This is a genomic window from Acuticoccus sp. I52.16.1, from assembly GCF_022865125.1.
Taxonomy (GTDB): Bacteria; Pseudomonadota; Alphaproteobacteria; order Rhizobiales; family Amorphaceae; genus Acuticoccus.
This window is the reverse complement of the sequence record NZ_CP094828.1, coordinates 3057250-3075009: the sequence shown is the minus strand read 5'-3', so window position 1 is coordinate 3075009 and position 17760 is coordinate 3057250. Positions and strand designations below refer to the sequence as shown.

At 67.8% G+C, this 17760-nt stretch carries 21 protein-coding genes, 1 tRNA gene and 1 pseudogene; 13 read left to right on the top strand and 10 right to left on the bottom strand.

The window, feature by feature from the left end; translation table 11 throughout:
* Window positions 1-26: 26 nt before the first annotated feature.
* From MRB58_RS13935 to dctP, 6 genes are all read right to left on the bottom strand, one after another.
* A complete protein-coding gene (locus MRB58_RS13935) occupies window positions 27-1157 on the bottom strand; it encodes a CaiB/BaiF CoA-transferase family protein (protein WP_244777733.1) in 1131 nt (376 codons plus the stop codon).
* Entirely contained in the window at window positions 1154-2350 is a 1197-nt protein-coding gene (locus MRB58_RS13930; RefSeq protein ID WP_244777732.1) for a CaiB/BaiF CoA-transferase family protein, read from the bottom strand. The genes MRB58_RS13935 and MRB58_RS13930 overlap by 4 nt, the downstream gene beginning before the upstream one ends.
* Window positions 2347-3528 (bottom strand): acyl-CoA dehydrogenase family protein, encoded by a 1182-nt coding sequence (locus MRB58_RS13925; protein ID WP_244777731.1) that lies wholly within the window; start codon window positions 3526-3528, stop codon window positions 2347-2349. Before MRB58_RS13925 ends, MRB58_RS13930 begins: the two co-directional genes overlap by 4 nt.
* Window positions 3529-3537: 9 nt before the next feature.
* Window positions 3538-4056 carry a MaoC family dehydratase gene (locus MRB58_RS13920; protein WP_244777730.1) on the bottom strand — a complete coding sequence of 173 codons (519 nt, stop codon included), beginning with the start codon at window positions 4054-4056 and terminating at the stop codon, window positions 3538-3540.
* A gap of 9 nt (window positions 4057-4065) precedes the next feature.
* Window positions 4066-4890 carry a CoA ester lyase gene (locus MRB58_RS13915; RefSeq protein ID WP_244777729.1) on the bottom strand — a complete coding sequence of 275 codons (825 nt, stop codon included), beginning with the start codon at window positions 4888-4890 and terminating at the stop codon, window positions 4066-4068.
* A gap of 135 nt (window positions 4891-5025) precedes the next feature.
* Complete coding sequence (dctP, locus tag MRB58_RS13910) at window positions 5026-6027, bottom strand: TRAP transporter substrate-binding protein DctP (RefSeq protein ID WP_244777728.1); 1002 nt, start codon at window positions 6025-6027, stop codon at window positions 5026-5028.
* Window positions 6028-6388: 361 nt separating this feature from the next.
* Between dctP and MRB58_RS13905 the strand changes: the two genes are divergently transcribed.
* The 3 genes from MRB58_RS13905 (at window position 6389) to MRB58_RS13895 (ending at window position 9049) form a co-directional block, all read left to right on the top strand.
* Window positions 6389-7192 carry a GntR family transcriptional regulator gene (locus MRB58_RS13905; RefSeq protein ID WP_244777727.1) on the top strand — a complete coding sequence of 268 codons (804 nt, stop codon included), beginning with the start codon at window positions 6389-6391 and terminating at the stop codon, window positions 7190-7192.
* Between the two features lie 82 nt (window positions 7193-7274).
* The gene (locus MRB58_RS13900; protein WP_244777726.1) at window positions 7275-7781 is read left to right on the top strand and encodes a TRAP transporter small permease; all 507 of its coding nucleotides are present in this window, start codon (window positions 7275-7277) and stop codon (window positions 7779-7781) included.
* Window positions 7778-9049 carry a TRAP transporter large permease gene (locus tag MRB58_RS13895; RefSeq protein WP_244777725.1) on the top strand — a complete coding sequence of 424 codons (1272 nt, stop codon included), beginning with the start codon at window positions 7778-7780 and terminating at the stop codon, window positions 9047-9049. The genes MRB58_RS13900 and MRB58_RS13895 overlap by 4 nt, the downstream gene beginning before the upstream one ends.
* Before the next feature lie 94 nt (window positions 9050-9143).
* Here MRB58_RS13895 and MRB58_RS13890 read toward each other — a convergent pair.
* Window positions 9144-9329 (bottom strand): annotated as a pseudogene (locus MRB58_RS13890) (IS3 family transposase); the annotation flags it as partial.
* A 145-nt stretch (window positions 9330-9474) separates the two neighbouring features.
* Here MRB58_RS13890 and MRB58_RS13885 point away from each other — a divergent pair.
* The 4 genes from MRB58_RS13885 to arsH are packed head-to-tail and all read left to right on the top strand — an operon-like array spanning window position 9475 to window position 12054.
* A complete protein-coding gene (locus MRB58_RS13885; RefSeq protein WP_244777724.1) occupies window positions 9475-9810 on the top strand; it encodes a helix-turn-helix transcriptional regulator in 336 nt (111 codons plus the stop codon).
* Window positions 9807-10247: an arsenate reductase (glutaredoxin) gene (arsC, locus tag MRB58_RS13880; RefSeq protein WP_244777723.1), complete on the top strand. Its 441-nt coding sequence runs from the start codon at window positions 9807-9809 to the stop codon at window positions 10245-10247. Before MRB58_RS13885 ends, arsC begins: the two co-directional genes overlap by 4 nt.
* Window positions 10244-11326 (top strand): ACR3 family arsenite efflux transporter, encoded by a 1083-nt coding sequence (gene arsB, locus MRB58_RS13875; RefSeq protein ID WP_244777722.1) that lies wholly within the window; start codon window positions 10244-10246, stop codon window positions 11324-11326. The genes arsC and arsB overlap by 4 nt, the downstream gene beginning before the upstream one ends.
* Window positions 11323-12054 carry an arsenical resistance protein ArsH gene (arsH, locus tag MRB58_RS13870; RefSeq protein WP_244777721.1) on the top strand — a complete coding sequence of 244 codons (732 nt, stop codon included), beginning with the start codon at window positions 11323-11325 and terminating at the stop codon, window positions 12052-12054. Before arsB ends, arsH begins: the two co-directional genes overlap by 4 nt.
* A gap of 106 nt (window positions 12055-12160) precedes the next feature.
* On the opposite strand, the gene MRB58_RS13865 is transcribed toward arsH, so the two are convergent.
* A tRNA-Thr gene (locus MRB58_RS13865) sits at window positions 12161-12236 on the bottom strand.
* 138 nt (window positions 12237-12374) lie between these two features.
* Between MRB58_RS13865 and MRB58_RS13860 the strand changes: the two genes are divergently transcribed.
* From MRB58_RS13860 to ykgO, 5 genes are all read left to right on the top strand, one after another.
* A complete protein-coding gene (locus MRB58_RS13860; RefSeq protein ID WP_244777720.1) occupies window positions 12375-12701 on the top strand; it encodes a BA14K family protein in 327 nt (108 codons plus the stop codon).
* Window positions 12702-13138: 437 nt separating this feature from the next.
* Window positions 13139-13963, top strand: coding sequence for a septum site-determining protein MinC (minC, locus tag MRB58_RS13855; RefSeq protein WP_244777719.1), 825 nt, complete (start codon window positions 13139-13141; stop codon window positions 13961-13963).
* A gap of 17 nt (window positions 13964-13980) precedes the next feature.
* A complete protein-coding gene (minD, locus tag MRB58_RS13850) occupies window positions 13981-14796 on the top strand; it encodes a septum site-determining protein MinD (RefSeq protein WP_244777718.1) in 816 nt (271 codons plus the stop codon).
* Window positions 14793-15080, top strand: coding sequence for a cell division topological specificity factor MinE (gene minE / locus MRB58_RS13845; protein ID WP_244777717.1), 288 nt, complete (start codon window positions 14793-14795; stop codon window positions 15078-15080). Before minD ends, minE begins: the two co-directional genes overlap by 4 nt.
* Window positions 15081-15269: 189 nt before the next feature.
* Complete coding sequence (gene ykgO, locus MRB58_RS13840; protein ID WP_075220285.1) at window positions 15270-15395, top strand: type B 50S ribosomal protein L36; 126 nt, start codon at window positions 15270-15272, stop codon at window positions 15393-15395.
* A 132-nt stretch (window positions 15396-15527) separates the two neighbouring features.
* Here ykgO and MRB58_RS13835 read toward each other — a convergent pair whose 3' ends face one another.
* Window positions 15528-15971, bottom strand: coding sequence for a tetratricopeptide repeat protein (locus MRB58_RS13835; protein ID WP_244777716.1), 444 nt, complete (start codon window positions 15969-15971; stop codon window positions 15528-15530).
* Between the two features lie 437 nt (window positions 15972-16408).
* Between MRB58_RS13835 and MRB58_RS13830 the strand changes: the two genes are divergently transcribed.
* Window positions 16409-16726: a hypothetical protein gene (locus tag MRB58_RS13830; protein ID WP_244777715.1), complete on the top strand. Its 318-nt coding sequence runs from the start codon at window positions 16409-16411 to the stop codon at window positions 16724-16726.
* A gap of 77 nt (window positions 16727-16803) precedes the next feature.
* On the opposite strand, the gene MRB58_RS13825 is transcribed toward MRB58_RS13830, so the two are convergent.
* Entirely contained in the window at window positions 16804-17541 is a 738-nt protein-coding gene (locus MRB58_RS13825) for a tyrosine-protein phosphatase (RefSeq protein WP_244777714.1), read from the bottom strand.
* Between the last annotated feature and the right edge of the window lie 219 nt (window positions 17542-17760).

Here is a 17760-nt window from a genome sequence, read left to right as displayed (position 1 = left end):
CGTACGGTGTGGAAGGTCGGCATGTGTCAGTCCTCGTTGAGCGCCGCCGGGATGCGGTCGGCATAGATCGTCTGGTGTTCGCCGAGGGCGGGAACGGTGAGGGTGGGGCGCGCCGGTTCGTCGGCGAAGCGGCCGGCGGTGCCGATGTGGATCTCACCGGCGAGGTCCGTCAGCACCATCTCGCGCGCCAAAGCCTGCGGTTCGCCGAGGGCCTCGCCGATCCCTTTGACGGGTGAGAAACAGACGTCGCGGCCCTCGAACCAGGCGTCCCACTCGGCGAGCGTCCGGGTGCGGAAGGTCTGCGCGAGGAAGTCCATCAGCGGCTGTTGATGGCGGCCCGGTCCCGCCTCGGTGAGCGCGGCGAGGTCCGGCCGCTCCAGCGCCGTGAGGAGGTTGCGGATGAACTTCGGCTCCTGACCGCCCAGGACCACGTGGCGCGCGTCGGCCGTCTCGTAGATCTTGTAGAACGCGGCGCCGCCGAGGCTGCGCTCCTCGGCGTGGACCGGCTCGCGCTTCAGCCCCAGCGCCGCGCCGAGCTGGTTGGGGTAGGCCGAGAGCAGCGCGTCGAACATCGCGATGTCGACCCGGTCGCCTTTGCCGGTGGTCTCGCGGCGGTAGAGTGCCGTCATCACCGCGCCGAAGGCGTGGAGGCTCGCCAGCATGTCGGCGGCGGCGACGCCGGGGATCGCCGGGGCTCCGTCGGCGCCGCGGTTCAAGGTCAGCGCGCCGGAGCGGGCCTCGACGGCCAGATCGTGGGCCGGCGCATCGCGCAGCGGCCCGTCCTGGCCGAAGGCGCTGATCGAGCAATAGACCAGCCGCGGGTTCATCGCCCGCAGTCGCGCGGGCCCGAATCCGAGCCGGTCCATGACGCCGGGGCGGAAGCTCTCCACGAAGACGTCCGCGTCGGCGACCAGCGCGTCGAGTGCCCTCTTGCCGTTCTCGCTCTTCAGGTCGAGGACGATGCTCTTCTTGCCGCGGTTCATGGCCCGGAAGAACACGGTCTCTCCGCCGATCTCCGGGCCGATCTCGCGGCCCGGATCGCCGCCCGGCGGCTCCACCTTGACGACTTCGGCCCCGTGGTCGGCCATCATCAGGGTCATGTAGGGCCCCGGCAGGAACACCGAGAGGTCGACGACCTTCAGTCCCTCGAGCTTCATCGCACTTCCTCCGCCGCCGGGCGCGTCAGTGCGGCGAGCGTCTCCGGGTCGACGCCGGCTTCTCTCAGCACCGCCTCGGTGTCGGCGCCGAGGCCGCTGGCGGGATGGGCGGTCGCGCGCACGCCGTTCACCTTGATCGGGCTCGACAGGACCGAGAAGTCGCTCTTCGCCGGATGCCGGATCGTCTGGCGCATTCCCACCGTATCGAGCCAGGGGTTCGCGAAGGCGCTCGGTACGTCGTAGACCGGCGCCACCGGCAGCGAACCGGAGAGGACGGCCAGCCACTCCTCGGTGGTCCGGGTGCGGAAGGTCTCATCCAAGGTGTCGGCCAGCGCCTCGCGGTTGGTGCGCCGCGCCGCCATGTCGACGAACAGCGGGTTGTCCGCCAGATCCATGCGGTCCATCCCGGCGACGAGGTTCAGCCAGAATTTCTGCGTCATGCACATGACGAAGATCCAGCCGTCGGCCGTTGGGAAGGTCTGCACCGGTACGCCCGAGGGGTGCGCGCTGCGAGGCAGGCGCCGGGGCGCGTCGCCTTCGTTCATGTACCAGGTGGCGGGGTAGGACATCTGGTGCAGCGCGACGTCGAAGAGGCAGGTGTCGACGTCGCAGCCTTTGCCGCTGGTCCTGGCCTTCAGGATCGCCGAGACCAGACCCAGCGCGCCGGTGATCCCGGTCATGAAGTCGATCATCGAGAGACCGAGGCGCGTCGGCGGTCCGTCCGGCTCACCGGTCATGCTCATGAGGCCCGCCTCGGCCTGCATGAGGTAGTCGTAGCCCGGCCAGCCCTTGCGCTCGTTGTCGCGGCCGTAGGCGGAGATGTGGAGACAGACGATGTCGGGCTTCACGTCCCGGAGGCTCGCATAGTCGATGCCGAGTTTCTCGGGCTGGTCGCCGCGCATGTTGTTGACGACGGCGTCGGCGGTCGCGGCGAGCGTGCGGAAGGCGGCGCGCCCGGCCTCGGTCTTGAGGTCCAGCGCGACGCTTTTCTTGTTGAGGTTGAAGGTCTGGAAATACTGGCTGTCGCCCTCACCCAGCATGTGCGGGCCGACGTGGCGGGAGGCGTCGCCCCCCGTTGCCGCGTTCTCCACCTTGATGACCTCGGCGCCGAGGTCGGCCAGCGCCATGGAACCGTAAGGCCCGGCGCCGAACTGCTCCAGCGTGAGGATGCGGATCCCTTCGAGCGGCCTCATCGAACGGGGGCTCGCTTGGCGTACTGCTTGCCGATGATGAGGCGCTGCATCTCGTTGGTGCCTTCGCCGATGCACATCAGCGGGGCGTCGCGGTAGAGGCGCTCTATGTCGTATTCCTTGGAGTAGCCGTAACCGCCGTGGATGCGCATCGCCTCGGTGGCGTTCTCGAGTCCGGCCTCGGAGGCGAAGAACTTCGCCATGCCGGCCTCCATGTCGCACCGCTCGCCGCGGTCGTAGGTGGCGGCGGCGTCCAGCACCAGAAGCCGGGCCGCTCTGGCGCGGGTCGCCATCTCGCCGATCTTCGCGGCGATCAACTGGTGGTGAATGATCTCCTTGCCGAAGGTCTTGCGGATCTGCGCATAGTCGCTCGCCCGCTGCAGGGCGCCCTCGGCGAGGCCGGCCCCGCGCGCGGCGACGTTGATGCGGCCCAGCTCCAGCCCGCCCGCGACCTGGGCGAAGCCCCTGCCCTCTTCGCCGCCGACGAGATGATCGGCCGGGACGCGGTAGTCCTCATAGACCAGCTCGGCGGAATCGATCGACTTGTAGCCGAGCTTTTCCAGCTTGCGGCCGACGCGGAAGCCCGGCCCCTTCGGCGTCAGGAAGAGGCTCATGCCCTTGTGGCGCGGCTCGGCGGCCGGGTCCGTCTTGACGAGGAGCGCGACGCAGGAGCCTTCGATGCCGTTGCTGATCCAGGTCTTCGTGCCGTTGATGACGTAGTGGTCGCCATCGCGCCGGGCCACCGTGCGCACGGCCTGGAGGTCGGTGCCGCAGTCGGGCTCGGTGAGGGCGAGGCCGCCGCGGATCTCTCCGCTCGCGAACTTCGGCAGCCATTCGACCTTCTGCGCCTCGGTGCCGAAGCGCTGCACGGCGGCGGCCATCATCAGGTGCGAGTTGAAAATGCCGGTGGGCGACATCCACGTCGCCGCCATGCGCATGACGATCTTGGCGTAGGTGGTGGCCGGCAGGCCGAGGCCGCCATACTCCTGCGGGATCGTCGCGCCGAAGAGACCGAAGTCCTTCATCTGCTCGACGATGTCGTGCGGATACTCGTCGGCGTGATCGTATTTCATCGCGACGGGCTTCAGCTCGCCCTCGACCCATTTGTCGATGGCGTCGAGGAGTTGGGCTTCGTCGTCGTCGGACAGCGTCGCCTCGGCGGGGGAAAGTGCAATGTTCATCGGTCGACCTCAATAATTCGCGGCGTCGTCGAAATCGGCACCCGCCTTCGGGATCAGCATCACGCGTTCGAATTCGCACACGACCGTTCCGTCCTGCTTGGTGCCGACCGACTTGATCGTCACGATCCCGTCGCCGGGGCGGGACTTCGATTCGCGTTTGTCGAGAACCTCGGACCACGCATAGATCGTATCGCCGACGAACACCGGCGCCGGCATCCGGATCTCCTTCCAGCCGAGGTTCGCCTTGGCCTTCTGCGAGACGTCGGTGACACTCATGCCGACGATTACCGCGACCGTGAAGGGGCTCGCCACGATGATCTGTCCGAATTCGGAGTGCTTGGCGTACTCCTTGTCGAAGTGCATCGGATGCGTGTTCATCGACAGCAGCGTGAACCACGTGTTGTCGGTCTCGGTGATCGTGCGGCCCGGACGGTGCTCGTAGACGTCTCCGATCTTGAAGTCATCGTAGTAGCGACCGAAGGTCTCGCGGTACCGCTGGGGGCCGATTTCTTTGACGGCTTGGCGCATGTTGGATCCTCAGAGAGAGTGATCGACGAGCGTCAGAATGCGCTCGTATCGGCGGACGATGGGACCTTCGACGAATTCGCCATCCAGTTGGGCGACGCCGGAGGTGCGGAAGGTCTCGACCACGGCGCGGGCGCGCTCCACCTCGGCGGCGGTCGGGGTGAAGGCGGTATTGATCGGCGCCACCTGGGTCGGGTGGATCGCAGCCTTGCCGGAGAAGCCCAGCGCTGCGACCCGCGTGGCCTCGGCGGCGAGCCCGTCGAGGTCCTTGAGCTGCACGTGCGGCACGTCGATCACCGGCTTCTGTGCGTGGGCGGCGGCCATCACCAGGGACTGGCGGGCGGCCAGCAGCGGCTCGAACGCGAGGGTCACGCCGATTTCCGCGGCGAAGTCCGCTCCGCCGAACATGATCGCCGCGGTGCCGGGACAGGCGGCGATGGAGTGCGCCGCGCGGATCCCGCGTACGGTTTCGATGAGCGGCACGATCGCCACGTCGCCGCCGAGCGCGGCGGCGACGATCTCGACATCGCGCGCGCTTTCCACCTTGGGGACGAGGACGGTCCGCGGTGCGCGCCCGGCGAGGGCGACGAGATCGGTGAGCCCGGCGAGGGTGGTCGTGCCGTTGATGCGCACGGCGATGCGGCGCCGGTCGGCCGCCTCGTCCGCCAAGACCTCGCAGACCGCCTGCCGCGCCGTCTCCTTCTGGTCCGCCAGCACCGCGTCCTCGAGGTCGATGGCGACGAGATCGGCCTGGGTGGCGAGCGCCTTGGGGATGCGATCCGGGCGCGATCCCGGCACGAACAGCAGGCTGCGGCAGGCGAAAGTCTGGTGAGTCACGGTGCCTCTTTCAGGGGCCGCCGGCCGGGGACGCGGGGGCTCGCCGAGGTGTCGTCGGAGAAACGGACGCCGCGGGACGACCGCGGCGCCGAGGTAGGCGCCGAAAACGGCGCCGGGGAGGAGCGGAAGCCGGGGTCAGTCCCCGTATTTCGCCTGGAACGCCTTGGCGCTCTCGTAAACTTCCGGGTACGCGTCGATGAAGGACTGCTTGGCCTCCTCGGCGAGCGTGCGGAACGCGTCCATGGCCGGCCCGTCCTCGACGATGTGGAGGCTTCCGCCTTCGGCGATCATCTTCTCGCGAGTCGACCGGTCGCCCTCGATGCCGCGCTGCCACTGAGAGGCGAGCATCTCGTCGGTGGTGTCCTCGACGATCTGGCGCAGGTCGTCCGGCAGGCCCTCGAGCCACGCCTTGTCGACGACAACGGTGTAGGTCACGAGCGAGAGACCCGGCACCAGGCTAGCCTTCTGCGCGCCGGACACGCCGACCATCTCCCAGCCGCCATAGGAGGTGAAGATACCGTCGATGGCGCCCTGCATCAGCCCGGTGGCCATTTCGGTGGCGGGCATCGTCACGGGGCTCGCGCCATACATGTTCATCAGCTCCTGCAGCACCTTGCCGCCGGTGACGCGGATCTTGGCGCCGGCCAAATCCTCGTGGCTCTCGATGAACTTGTCGGGGAACAGGAAGACCAGGTCGCCGGCGCGCATCAGACCCATGACCTGCATACCGCGACCGGACACCATGGCGGACAAGGTGTCCGCCAGCTCCGGCGCGGCGCCTTCCTTGCTCATCAGCTCGTCGGTGATGGTGAAGGGCAGGCTGACGACGCCGTATTCCGGGGCGATGCTCTCGAGCTGGACGCTGACCGGCCAGACCATCTGGACCGCGCCGGTGCCGATGGAGGCGAGCGCCTCCTTGTCCTTGAAGAGAGCGCCGGAATTGTAGACCTGGACGTCGATCCGGCCGCCGGACTTCTCTTCAATCGTCGCGGCATACTCGTCCATGAGCTTGGAGGCCCAGTGGTTGGGGGCGATCTGGTTGGTCAGCACCATCTCGACATCGGCGGCCGCGGCGGGGCCTGCGGCGAGCGCGACGGACGACAGCAGCATGAGGGCGAGCGAAGGTCCTCGAAGCATTCTATTTCCTCCCGTTTTATATTTGTACGGAGAAATTCCCCTCAAGTTCGCGCGCTGTCAACCGATTTGTCCGTATAAATTTTGCGTGGAGGCACTGGCCCCGAATGATGCGCCGGCCCAACCAAGGCCCGCAGCGATGCGACATCGCGCGCAAAAGTGCACCAAACAATGCAGAATCTCGCAGAAATTGCGCAACATTTCCTCTTCAGGACCGATAACGAAGCACCGAGAGGCAGGGAGGCATGCCTTCGTCGCTTGACAGCGCCGCGCTTCTCAGCAAAATTTGTTCATACAAATAAAGTGCCATGTCCGCCGCCGGTTCCGGTCGGGGTCCAGACCGCGATGGAGCTCATCTTCCCCCATGGAAACCACCGTCGCTCCGACAGAAACCCCGGCGAAGCCGCGGTATCAGACGATCTCCGCCACCCTGAAGGACGAAATCCTCGCCGGCCGGTGCCCGCTCGGCTCGAACCTGCCGACCGAACACGCCCTCAGCGAACGGTTCGGCGCCAGTCGGCACACCGTGCGCGAGGCGCTGCGCCAGCTCCAGACCGACGGCCTGATCGAGCGGCGCCAGGGCGCCGGCTCGCGCGTCATCGCCACCGCACCGGCAGCGCACTTCAGCAACACGATCAGCTCGCTCGCCGAATTGATGCAATACGCCAGCAGCACCTTCCTCGAGGTGCTGACCAAGGAGCGCATCCTCATCGGCGCGGCCGAGGCCGCCCGCGTCGGTTGCAAGGCCGATACGCTCTGGGCGCGGGTGGCGCTGCTGCGCCGAGAAAGCATCGACGCGCCGCCCGTGTGCTACACGCTGTGCTACCTGCCCACTCGGTTCGAGGGCGTCGTCGACACCATCGGCACCGTGCCGACCGCCGTCTACCGCATCGTGGAGGACCGCTATGCGACGACGCTCCACCAGGTCCATCAGATCGTCGAGGCGACGCTCGCCGACGCCGATGTCGCCTCCCGCCTCGGCGTCGCCCCCGGATCGCCCATCCTCACTGTCACCCGCCGCTACGAGACGGAGCGGGACGGGCTGATGGAGGTCACCGTCAATCACCACCCCGCCGCGACCTTCCGCCACGAGATGACCCTCACCAACGTCTCCCGCAAAGCGGACGAGCCGGCACAGACCGAACCCCTCGGGGAGGCCAGGACATGACCGCGACCGCGACACCCGATCACGACGCGCACCGATGAGCGAATCGTCCTTGTTTGCCCGGGCCGCACGGTTCGGAGAGGCGATGTTCCTGACCGTCGCAACCTTCTTCATGGCGGTCGCGATGGTCGTCATGGTCTATGAGGCCGTGTCGCGCTACGGCTTTTCCACCAGCCATTGGTGGGCCGAGGAGCTGGTGCGCTTCTGCGTCATCTGGAGCGTTCTCCTCGCCATCGGCGTCGCCAACCGGCGCGGCCATTTCATCCGCATGGATGTCGTCGTGAACCTCTTCGGCCCCGTCGGACGCAAGGTTTGCGGCTTCGTCGCGGTGATCGTCGGGCTGATCTTCTGCGGTGCGCTGTTTTATGCGTCGGTGATCTCCATCGAGCATCTCCACCGCATCGGCATGCGCACCGATTCCAACCTCGATCTCCCGCTCTGGATCGTCCGCCTCGCACTGCCGCTCGGCGCCGTTCTCTACGGTCTCTATTTCGTCTGGGCCGCCTTCAGGCTGATCGCCGGAGAGGACCCCTTCGAGGCCAGTGCGGACGACCAGCTCCTGCACGACAACACGCCCGGCGAGGCCCGATGACCGTTGCTGTCTCCATTGTCGCGCTGCTCGCCCTGTTGGCGCTCGGCGTCCATGTCTCGATCGCGCTCGGCGCCGTCGCCGTCGCCCTCTCGTTCCTGTCGCTGAACATTCCGCCGGTCATCTTGGCGCAGACCGCATGGAGCTCGATCGACTCCTACGCGCTCGTCGCGATCCCGTTCTTCATCTTCGCCGGCAATGTCATGTCGCGCGGCAACATCGCGGTGGAGCTGCTCGAACTCATCGGCACCCTCGTGCGCTGGTTCCGCGGCGGCATCGCCCTCGCGCTCGCCACCGCCTCGGTCTTCTTCGCCGCGGTCAACGGCTCCAGCGTGGCCTGCGCCGTCGCGCTCGGCCCGGCCGCGGTGAAGCTGATGCCGAACGAGGGCTATTCGCCGCGCTTCGCCGCCGCGCTCGTCGCCGTATGCGGCACGCTCGGCCTGATGATCCCGCCCTCGCTGACCTTCATCCTGATCGGCGCCACCACCGGCCTGCCGATCACCGATCTCTTCATCGCCGGACTGCTTCCCGGGCTGATGGAGGCGGTCATGCTCGCCATCACCACGATCTGGATCAGCCGCGCCAACGGCTTCGGCTTCGTCGCCGACCGGCCCGACTGGAAGGGATTCGCCAAACGCCTGCCTCGGGCGTCGGGCGCACTCCTGATGCCGGTCCTCATCATCGGGTCGATCTACGCCGGCGCCTTCACTCCGACCGAAGTGTCCGGTCTCGCCGCCGCCTACGCCGTCGTCCTGGTGCTCTTCGTCTACCGCACGGCGACGCCCCGCGCCGTCTGGAGTGTGGCGCAAGAGTCCGTGATGCAGACAGTGATGATCTACGCCGTCATCATCGGCGCCGGGCTTCTGACGGCGCTGCTCACGCGTCTCGGTCTCGCCAACGAGTTGTCGACGCTGATCGCGGCGGCCAACGTCTCGCCCTGGATGTTCCTGCTGGCGGTGAACCTCATGCTTCTCGTCGTCGGCATGTTCCTCGATGGCGTCTCGATGATCGTCCTCTTGGCACCGATCCTCTTCCCGATCGCCCACACCGTCGGCATCGATCTCATTCACTTCGCCGTCATCATGACCGCGTTGATCGAGATCGCCACGCTGACGCCGCCGATCGGACTCAACCTCTTCGTGATGAGCCGGATCACCAAGCTTCCGGTGCAGGAAGTGATCCGCGGGGTCCTGCCCTTCTACTTCACGCGGATCATCGGCCTGATCATCATCAACGCGGTCCCGGCCGTGTCGACCATTCTGGTCCGCTGAGAGGCCTGCACCCGAGAGCCTCTTTCCATCGGGAAGTTGGCGCTGGATCGGCGCTCCCCGACGTACCCCGCCGGTGAGTAGCCTTTTCCGGCTCTCATCGGCACACCGGGCTCGGTTCGGGTGCCGCTTTCACGAGCGCGGCCGGGACCTTGTTCCCGATCGCGCCGTGCGGCCGTCCCAGCTTTTCGGCCACGCCGGCCAGACTGAGGAACCAATTCGCGTTCAAGCACTTCGCCCTGAGCCGGGCGTCGAACGCTTCGACGTACGCGGTGTCCTCGGGTCATCCCCCCGTGCAATCGACGCCGAACTCGGCGAGCGGCAGCGCCTCGACGCGATCGACAACGAGCCCATGAGCCCCCCGACCGACTGAGCCGCCCTGTCGAGGATCGTATTGACATTCTCCATATCTCCATCTTTATCGAGATATGGAGAATAAAGACGCCCTCGCGGCACTGTCCGCCCTCGCTCAGGAGACACGGCTCGCGATCTTCCGCCTGCTCGTCGAGGCCGGCGCGGAGGGACGAGCCGTCGGCTCTATCGGCGAGGCCCTCGGTCTTCCCTCGGCGACGCTGTCCTTCCACCTCAAGGAATTGAAGAACGCACGCCTCGTCGCCGTGCGGCGCGAAAGTCGCTCGCTGATTTACAGCGCCAGCTTCGCCACCATGAACGACCTCATCGGCTTCCTCACCCGCAACTGTTGCGGGGGCGACATGACGGCGTGCGATCTCACCGGGATCCCCGCCCGCAGAGAGACGACATGACCATCACGATCTATCACAACCCCGCCTGCGGGACGTCCCGCAACGTGCTCGCGCTGATCCGCAACAGCGGCGAGGAGCCGCAGATCATCGAGTATCTCAAGACGCCGCCGAGCCGGGAGCGGCTGGTGGCGCTGATCGGCGCAATGGGCATTCCCGTGCGCGATCTCCTTCGCCGCAAGGGAACGCCGTACGATGCGCTCGGGCTCGACGACCCCAAGTTCTCCGACGAAGCACTGATCGACCTGATGCTCGAGCATCCGATCCTGATCAACCGGCCGATCGTGGAGACGGAGGTCGGCACGCGCCTCTGCCGGCCATCAGAGACGGTGCTCGACATTCTGCAGAGCCCGCAACGCGGGGCCTTCACGAAGGAAGACGGGGAGCCGGTCGTCGATGCCGAGGGGCATCGCATCACGCCGGCGGAGGCTGCCCGATGAGCGCCTCCGAGACGACGGCCCAGGCGCTCGGCGAGGCGCCCGGCGGCATCGGCATCTTCGAGAAATGGCTCTCCATCTGGGTCGCGTTGGCGATCGCCGCCGGGCTGATCCTCGGCAATACATTGCCCGGCCTGTTCCAGATCCTCGCCGGATTCGAGGTCGCGTCGGTCAACCTCGTCGTCGCGGTGCTGATCTGGGCGATGGTCTACCCGATGATGGTGGCCGTCGACTTCGCCAGCCTCTCCCACATCGGCGACCGGCCGAAGGGGCTCGTGCTGACGATCGTCGTCAACTGGCTGATCAAGCCCTTCACCATGGCCGGCCTCGCCGTCCTCTTCTTCGAGGTGCTGTTCGCGGACTGGATCGCACCGGCCGACGCGCAGCAATATATCGCCGGCCTCATCCTGCTCGGCGCGGCGCCGTGCACGGCGATGGTGTTCGTCTGGTCGCAGCTCACCCGCGGCGATGCCACCTACACGCTGGTCCAGGTGTCGGTGAACGACATCATCATGATCTTCGCCTTTGCGCCGATCGTGGCGCTGCTGCTGGGCGTCACCGACCTTTCGGTGCCATGGGAAACGCTGCTCCTCTCGGTCGGCCTCTACATCCTGATCCCGCTCGCGGCCGGCGCGCTGACACGGCGCTGGCTGGCGCGGGGAAGCCGTGACCCGGAGGCTGCCGTTACGCGCTTCACGGCCGCCGTGAAGCCTTTCTCGGTGATCGGCCTCCTCGCCACCGTGGTGCTCCTCTTCGGCTTTCAGGGTCAGGTGATCCTTGATGAGCCCGTGCTGATCGCGCTGATCGCCATACCCCTCCTCATCCAGTCCTACGGCATCTTCGCCATCGCCTATGCCGCGGCCTGGGCCTGGCGGGTACCGTTCAACGTCGCCGCTCCCTGCGCCCTGATCGGCACCTCGAACTTCTTCGAGCTCGCGGTCGCGGTCGCGATCAGCCTGTTCGGCCTCTCCTCGGGTGCGGCCCTCGCGACGGTCGTCGGTGTCCTCGTCGAGGTGCCGGTGATGCTCTCGCTCGTCGCCTTCGCCAATCGCACGCGCCACCACTTCCCGGCCGGCGCATGACGGACCACGCCGTGCCGATCGAGGATCTGCCGAACATCGACCCGGACGCGCTGCAGCCGATCGACATCGCCGCGCTCGCGGGCGACGGGGCGCCGGCCCATCCGCCCCGCATCCTCCTCCTCTACGGCTCGCTGCGGGAGCGCTCCTTCTCGCGCTTCGCCGCCGAGGAGGCGGGGCGGCTGCTCCGCTGGTTCGGGGCCGAGACGCGCACGTTCGACCCTCGTGGGCTGCCGCTTCCCGACGCCGACGAGCCTGACCACCCGAAGGTCCGGGAGCTGCGCGAGCTCGCCATGTGGTCGGAAGGAATGGTCTGGTCCTCGCCGGAACGGCACGGGGCGATGACCGGACTGATGAAGGCGCAGATCGACTGGCTGCCGCTGTCCCTGGGCGGGATTCGGCCCACCCAGGGCAAGACGCTCGCGGTGATGCAGGTCTGCGGCGGCTCCCAGAGCTTCAACGCCGTCAACCAGATGCGCATCCTCGGCCGCTGGATGCGCATGGTGACGATCCCGAACCAGTCCTCCGTCGCCAAGGCGTTCAACGAGTTCGACGAGGCGGGCCGGATGCGAGCCTCACCCTACTACAACCGGATCGTCGACGTGATGGAGGAGCTGATGAAGTTCACCGTCCTGACCCGCGGCCGCTCGGCCACCCTTACCGACCGCTATTCGGAGCGGGTCGAGAGCGCGGAAGCACTGTCGAACCGGGTGAACCAACGCTCGATCTGACCCGGCTCGCCAACGCTGTTCGCTGACACGGCTTCTGGCGGCGCACTGACAGTGTGCTGCCAGGGAAACCAGCGGTCACGCTTCGACGGCCGCAAGCTACGGGTATTGGTGCCGGCTGAGGGACTCGAACCCCCGACCCCCTGATTACAAATCAGGTGCTCTACCAACTGAGCTAAGCCGGCCCGCGTGTGGCTCGGGGGTCACGTTATCGGGCCGCGGTCGGGGCTCGTCAACGTGAACGTTGATCTTCCAGGCCAACTCGGTCACGGTGAATCTCGATGACTGGGGGATCTATGCGCGCGCTGTCTTTGCTCTTTGCCATGGGAACCAGCTTCGTCGTGGCAGTGTCCGGCGCGTCGGCAGCCGACCTCAATCACTATAACGGCTACTACAACGGCCAGCCCCGCTATTACGGGGCCGACGAGCCCTGGTCCGTCACAACCGAGCGTCCGCCCCGCAAAGGCCGCTGGTACTTCACCGACCCGACCACGCCGACCGTGAACTTCCTCGTCCCCATGTCCAGCTACGGCCGCACCATCACGCCGTGGACGCCGGAATGGGAGGCCTATTGCGCCGCCCGCTGGGCCTCGTTCAATCCCCGCACCGGCACCGTCGTCACGCCCGACGGCGTGAGGATGTGCTTCTAACCGGCCTCCCGCCGCACCGGCCTCCCACCGCACCGACCATCCGAGCATCGTTCGCGACCTCGCCGCATGCAGCGCATGCGGGCGATCACGCGCGCATGGCCACGTCGAGCCGTCGCCCGCCGCATTAGCCCGCAGCGGCTGCGGCGTCACCGCGCATGCCGCATCGCGTCGCCGCGAAGCATTGACGCGGCGCCGACCGCGATCCCCGCCGACCGCCGGCCCATATCATCTGTGGACGCAAGCGACGAAACCGGGGACATGCCTCGCTCCGAATCACGCGTTAACCCAACATTCACCGCGTTCAGATTGATTGTTCGTCAAGCGGAACCGGGTTTACGTTCGTGCAACAAACAACACCTCCACAACGATCGATTCGGTTCACCGGGCGCTCCTTCATGGCGTTCGTGCTGACACCGGTCCCCCCTATCGAAGAATGGTTGGCGGACTTCGATACGTTCGCCAAGCGCTCCCCCGGGTTCTTCGCCGGACGCCCGGTCGTGGTCGACATCTCGCAGATGCCGGCGAGCCGGCCCGAGCTCGTCCACATGGTCACCGAGCTGAAGCGGCGCAACGTGACCATCATGGGACTCGACGGGCGCACGCCCGGCGAGTTGGGCGCCGATGCCCGTGGGCTGCCGCCGATCCTGAGCGGCGGCAAGGAGATCGCCGCCCTCTCGCAGCTCGCCGACACGATCCAGGCGAGCGATATCGCCAAGCTCGCCGAGAACGCGGTCGCCGCGGTCCAGGGCGGCGACGCCTCCACCGAGGCGCCGGATCCCGAGACGCCGGCTCCCGAGACGCGGGGCACCGACGACGGGGCCGCCCCCGCCGATGCCGAGGCCGCGCCCCCGGCGCAAGGCGCGGCCGCCACCGCGGTGTCCGCCGTCACCGAGGCTGCCCTCGCGGCGGTCGAGAAAGCGATCGACGCCCCGGACGCCGACACGCTCATCATCGATCACCCGGTGCGTTCGGGCCAGTCGGTGGTCCACCTCACCGGCGACGTGGTGGTGATCGGGTCCGTGGCCTCGGGCTCGGAGGTGGTCGCCTCCGGATCGATCCACATCTACGGCGCCCTGCGCGGCCGAGCGATCGCAGGATCCGCCGGCAATCGCACCGCCCGCATCTTCACGACCCAGCTCAATGCCGAGTTGGTCGCGATCAATGGTCTCTACAAAACCGCGGACGATCTGGACACCAAGTGTGTCGGTCGGGCCGTCCAGGCGTGGCTGGACGGTGAGTCGCTCAAGATGTCCGCGTTCTGATGGAAAGGGATAGCACCATGTCGAAGGTCCTCGTCGTCACGTCGGGCAAGGGGGGCGTCGGCAAGACCACGTCGACCGCGGCCCTCGGTGCCGCACTCGCCAAAGCCGGCAAAAACGTCGCCATCGTCGACTTCGACGTCGGCCTGCGTAACCTCGACCTCGTGATGGGGGCGGAGCGCCGGGTGGTGTTCGACCTCATCAACGTCATCAACGGTGACGCCAAGCTGAACCAGGCGCTGATCCGCGACAAGCGCGTCGATACGCTGTTCCTGCTGCCCGCCTCGCAGACGCGCGACAAGGACGCGCTGACCGAGGAAGGCGTCGCGGCGGTGATCGCCGAGATGCGCGAGCGGTTCGACTATATCCTGTGCGACTCGCCCGCAGGCATCGAGCGCGGCGCGACGCTGGCGATGCGCCACGCCGACGTCGCCATCGTCGCCACCAATCCCGAGGTCTCCTCGGTGCGCGACTCGGACCGCATCATCGGCCTCCTCGACTCCAAGACGATGAAGGCCGAGAACGACGAGCGCGTCGAGAAGTACCTGCTGCTGACCCGGTACGACCCGGTCCGGGCCGAGCGCGGCGAGATGCTGAAGGTCGACGACGTGCTCGAGATCCTCTCCATCCCGCTGCTGGCGGTGGTGCCGGAGAGCCAGGAGGTGCTGAAGGCCTCCAACCTCGGCATGCCGGTCACGCTCGGCGCCCCGGCGTCCAACCCGGCCCGCGCCTATACCGACGCCGCGCGTCGCCTCATGGGCGAAGAGGTCGAGATCGAGATCCCGACCGACAAGCGCGGCCTGTTCGGCAAATTCTTCGCGAGGAAGGCTGCATGAGCATACTCGAGATGTTTCGACGCAAGAAGACGTCCGCGCCGGTGGCGCGCGAGCGTCTTCAGATCATCCTGGCGCACGAGCGCTCGGCGACCTCCACGTCCGACATCCTCGTCACGCTGCGCGAGGAGATCCTGCAGGTGATCGCCAAGCACATGACGATCGACCGCGACAAGGTGCGCGTCTCGATGGACCGGGGCGACGACGTCTCGCTGCTGGAGGTCGACGTCGAGCTGCCGCTGAAGGACGACAACGGCGAGGCGGTCAAGCTGGCGATGTCGGCGTGAGTGGATTTTGTCGAGCGCCGGTGCCTGAGATGGGCTCCGGCGCTTGACAGCGACCCCGGTCGATCCCTAATAGACACAGTCTCGGCGCGGGCCATCCCGCGCCGTATTTTATTGGGCGGTGGGTCGATTGTCGGCTGCCGCGAGGGATCCGCGCGGGTGTCCGCGCCGTGGTTCAGTCCGGAGCGTGACATGAAGATCAAGAACTCGCTGAAGGCTCTGATGCAGCGGGACCGCAACAACAAGCTGGTCCGCCGCAAAGGCCGTGTCTACATCATCAACAAGAAGGCCCCGCGCTACAAGGCGCGCCAGGGCTGACCCGCCCGGCCCGCCGCGCCGCGGGCCGCCTTCTTTCAGAACGACGAAACGCCGGCCGCATCCCGTATGCGGCCGGCGTTTCGTGCTTTGCGCGTCGCTCCGGCGCCTTCGGCCGGCCGCGCCTGTCCCGCGTCAGGTCTCGATGCCGTCGACTTCGAGCTTGAAGCGGTCGCGGCGGTCGCGCGTATCCTCCAGGAACGGGTGGATCTCGAGCGCGCGGGTCATCACCTCCACCGCCTTCTCCTTCTGCTCCATCGACACCAGGATCACCGAGAGACCCACCAGCGCGCCCCAGTGCCGCGGCTCGCGCTTGAGCGTCTGCTCGATGTCGGCGATGGAACGGCCGTAGTTGCCGGCGAGGAAATTCACCGTTGCGCGGCGGTTCCAACCCTCGGCGAAGTCGGGCTTGAGGCGGACCACCGCGTCCAGCAGGTCCAGTGCGAGGCCATAGTCTTTGCGCTGAATGGCGACGGCGGAGCGGTTCATCAGAAGGTCCACCGTGTCGCTCCCGGAGCGCGTCAGGCGGCGCATGATGTGCCCGGCGATCCGGTCGGCCCGGTCCTTCGTGGTCGCCATGGCCAGCTCGTCGAACATGCGGTCGAGGCGCCTGTGGCGCCGCTCGTCGGCGGTCGACGTGCGGGGGGCGGGGCGGTCGGCCCGGTCGCCCTTTTGGCTCGAGGCGCCCGCGGAATCCGATCCGTCGGCGCCGAGGCCGGGGAGCGGGGGCGCGGAACGCCCGAACGGCTGATCTTGAGCGCGGGCCGGCGCACATGCGCACACCGCCAACGCAACTGCCAGAAGTACGTGTGCTGTCCTGATCATCGCGTGAGTGTGCGGCCGAACCGCCGTGCAGTCAAAAGGACGCGCGGTCGCGGGCGCTATTGTGCAGTCCGGCTCCGGCAGCGCGCGCCAACGGCCCGTCTCGTGATGTCCGTCACTCGGGAATCGGCGGCTCGGCCCGATCTCCATCGTGTCGGAGGGATCCTCCGCCTCACACATTTCGGAGACATATCATGAAGACCATTATCACCGCCTTCACCGCCGTCGCGATCGGGTTTGCCGCGCTCGCCGCTCCCGCACAGGCCGCGCCGCTGGGCGCCCCGGCCCAGACCGTCCAGGTCAGCGCGGACGGGATCGCCGAGGTCGGCCATCGTCACCGCCATCGCCGCCGTGCCGCGGGCACCGCCGCGGGGATCGCCATCGGCCTGGGCGCGCTCGCCATCGGCTCGGCCATCGCCGCTCAGCCGCGCCGCTGCTACGTCGAGGCCGTGCGCGTGTGGAGCCCTCGCCGTCAGGGCTACGTCTACCGCGAGCGCAAAGTCTGCCGCTAAACATCCGTCACACCGAGCCGGAGCAGCCGTCCGCACCGCGGGCGGCTGCCGCCGTCGTTTCCGGCCTGCGCCGCCGCCTACTCGCGCGCCATCACCGCCAGCAGCGCGTCCGCGAGGCGGTTCGTCTTCACCCGCTTGGGCAGCGCGTCGGGGTCGTAGACCGTGTCCACCCATTCGGCGAAGGTGAGGCCGGCGGCCTCCCCGGTCTGCGCCCAGGCTTCGAGAAATGCGTCCAGGACGCCGGTGCGCGCGTGCTTGATATGGCCGAACCGCAGCGAGAGCTGGCGCTGTGCCTCGGCCGCCGTCGCCCCCTCCACGATGATCAGCCACAGCGCCGAGCCGAGCCCGGCCCGGTCCGCGCCGGACTTGCAGTGCAGCAGCACCGGGGTCTGCAGCGTCGGGAAGACCTCCATCGCCTGCCGCAGCACGGCCTTGGGGGGGGCCATGCGCGACTGCAGCACGACCCGCGCGAAGCCGATCCCGTTGCGCACGCACGCCTCCCGCTCCAGCGGGTCGCCGCCGAACCCGTCGGCCCGCAGCGAGACCACCGTGCGGACGCCGGCGCGCGCGGCCGAGGCGACGTCCGACGGGCTCGGCTGGGCCGAGCGCCACAGCAGCGCCGTCACCCTGTGGCGGTTGCGATAGACGAGCCGCAGGAAGCCATGGTCGGAGAAGAGCAGGCTCTGCCATGCCTCGCGGCGGTCGCGCGGCGTCTCCAGCGGGCGCCGCCAGCGCTCCGCCCGGGCCCGCCGACGCGCCTTGCGCGCGCGGGGCCCCCCACGCGCGATCTGACGCAGGGCCGCCAAATCGATCATCCCGCAGGTCTCTCGCGTCGCATCGCCGGTCTCCGTGCTGGCCTCGTCACCGCCAGTCGTCTGGCCGATCCGTTCGCATATAAGGATGGATCGGACGTTGTGCCCGGCCCACCGCTCGCCACCTGACGGATGCGGGCGCGGCGCGGGAAAATCAACCCGCCTCGCCTGCCATTTGCCCGCGGCCGCCCGTACTCCGCCTGCGCTCAGGCGCTCCGTCGC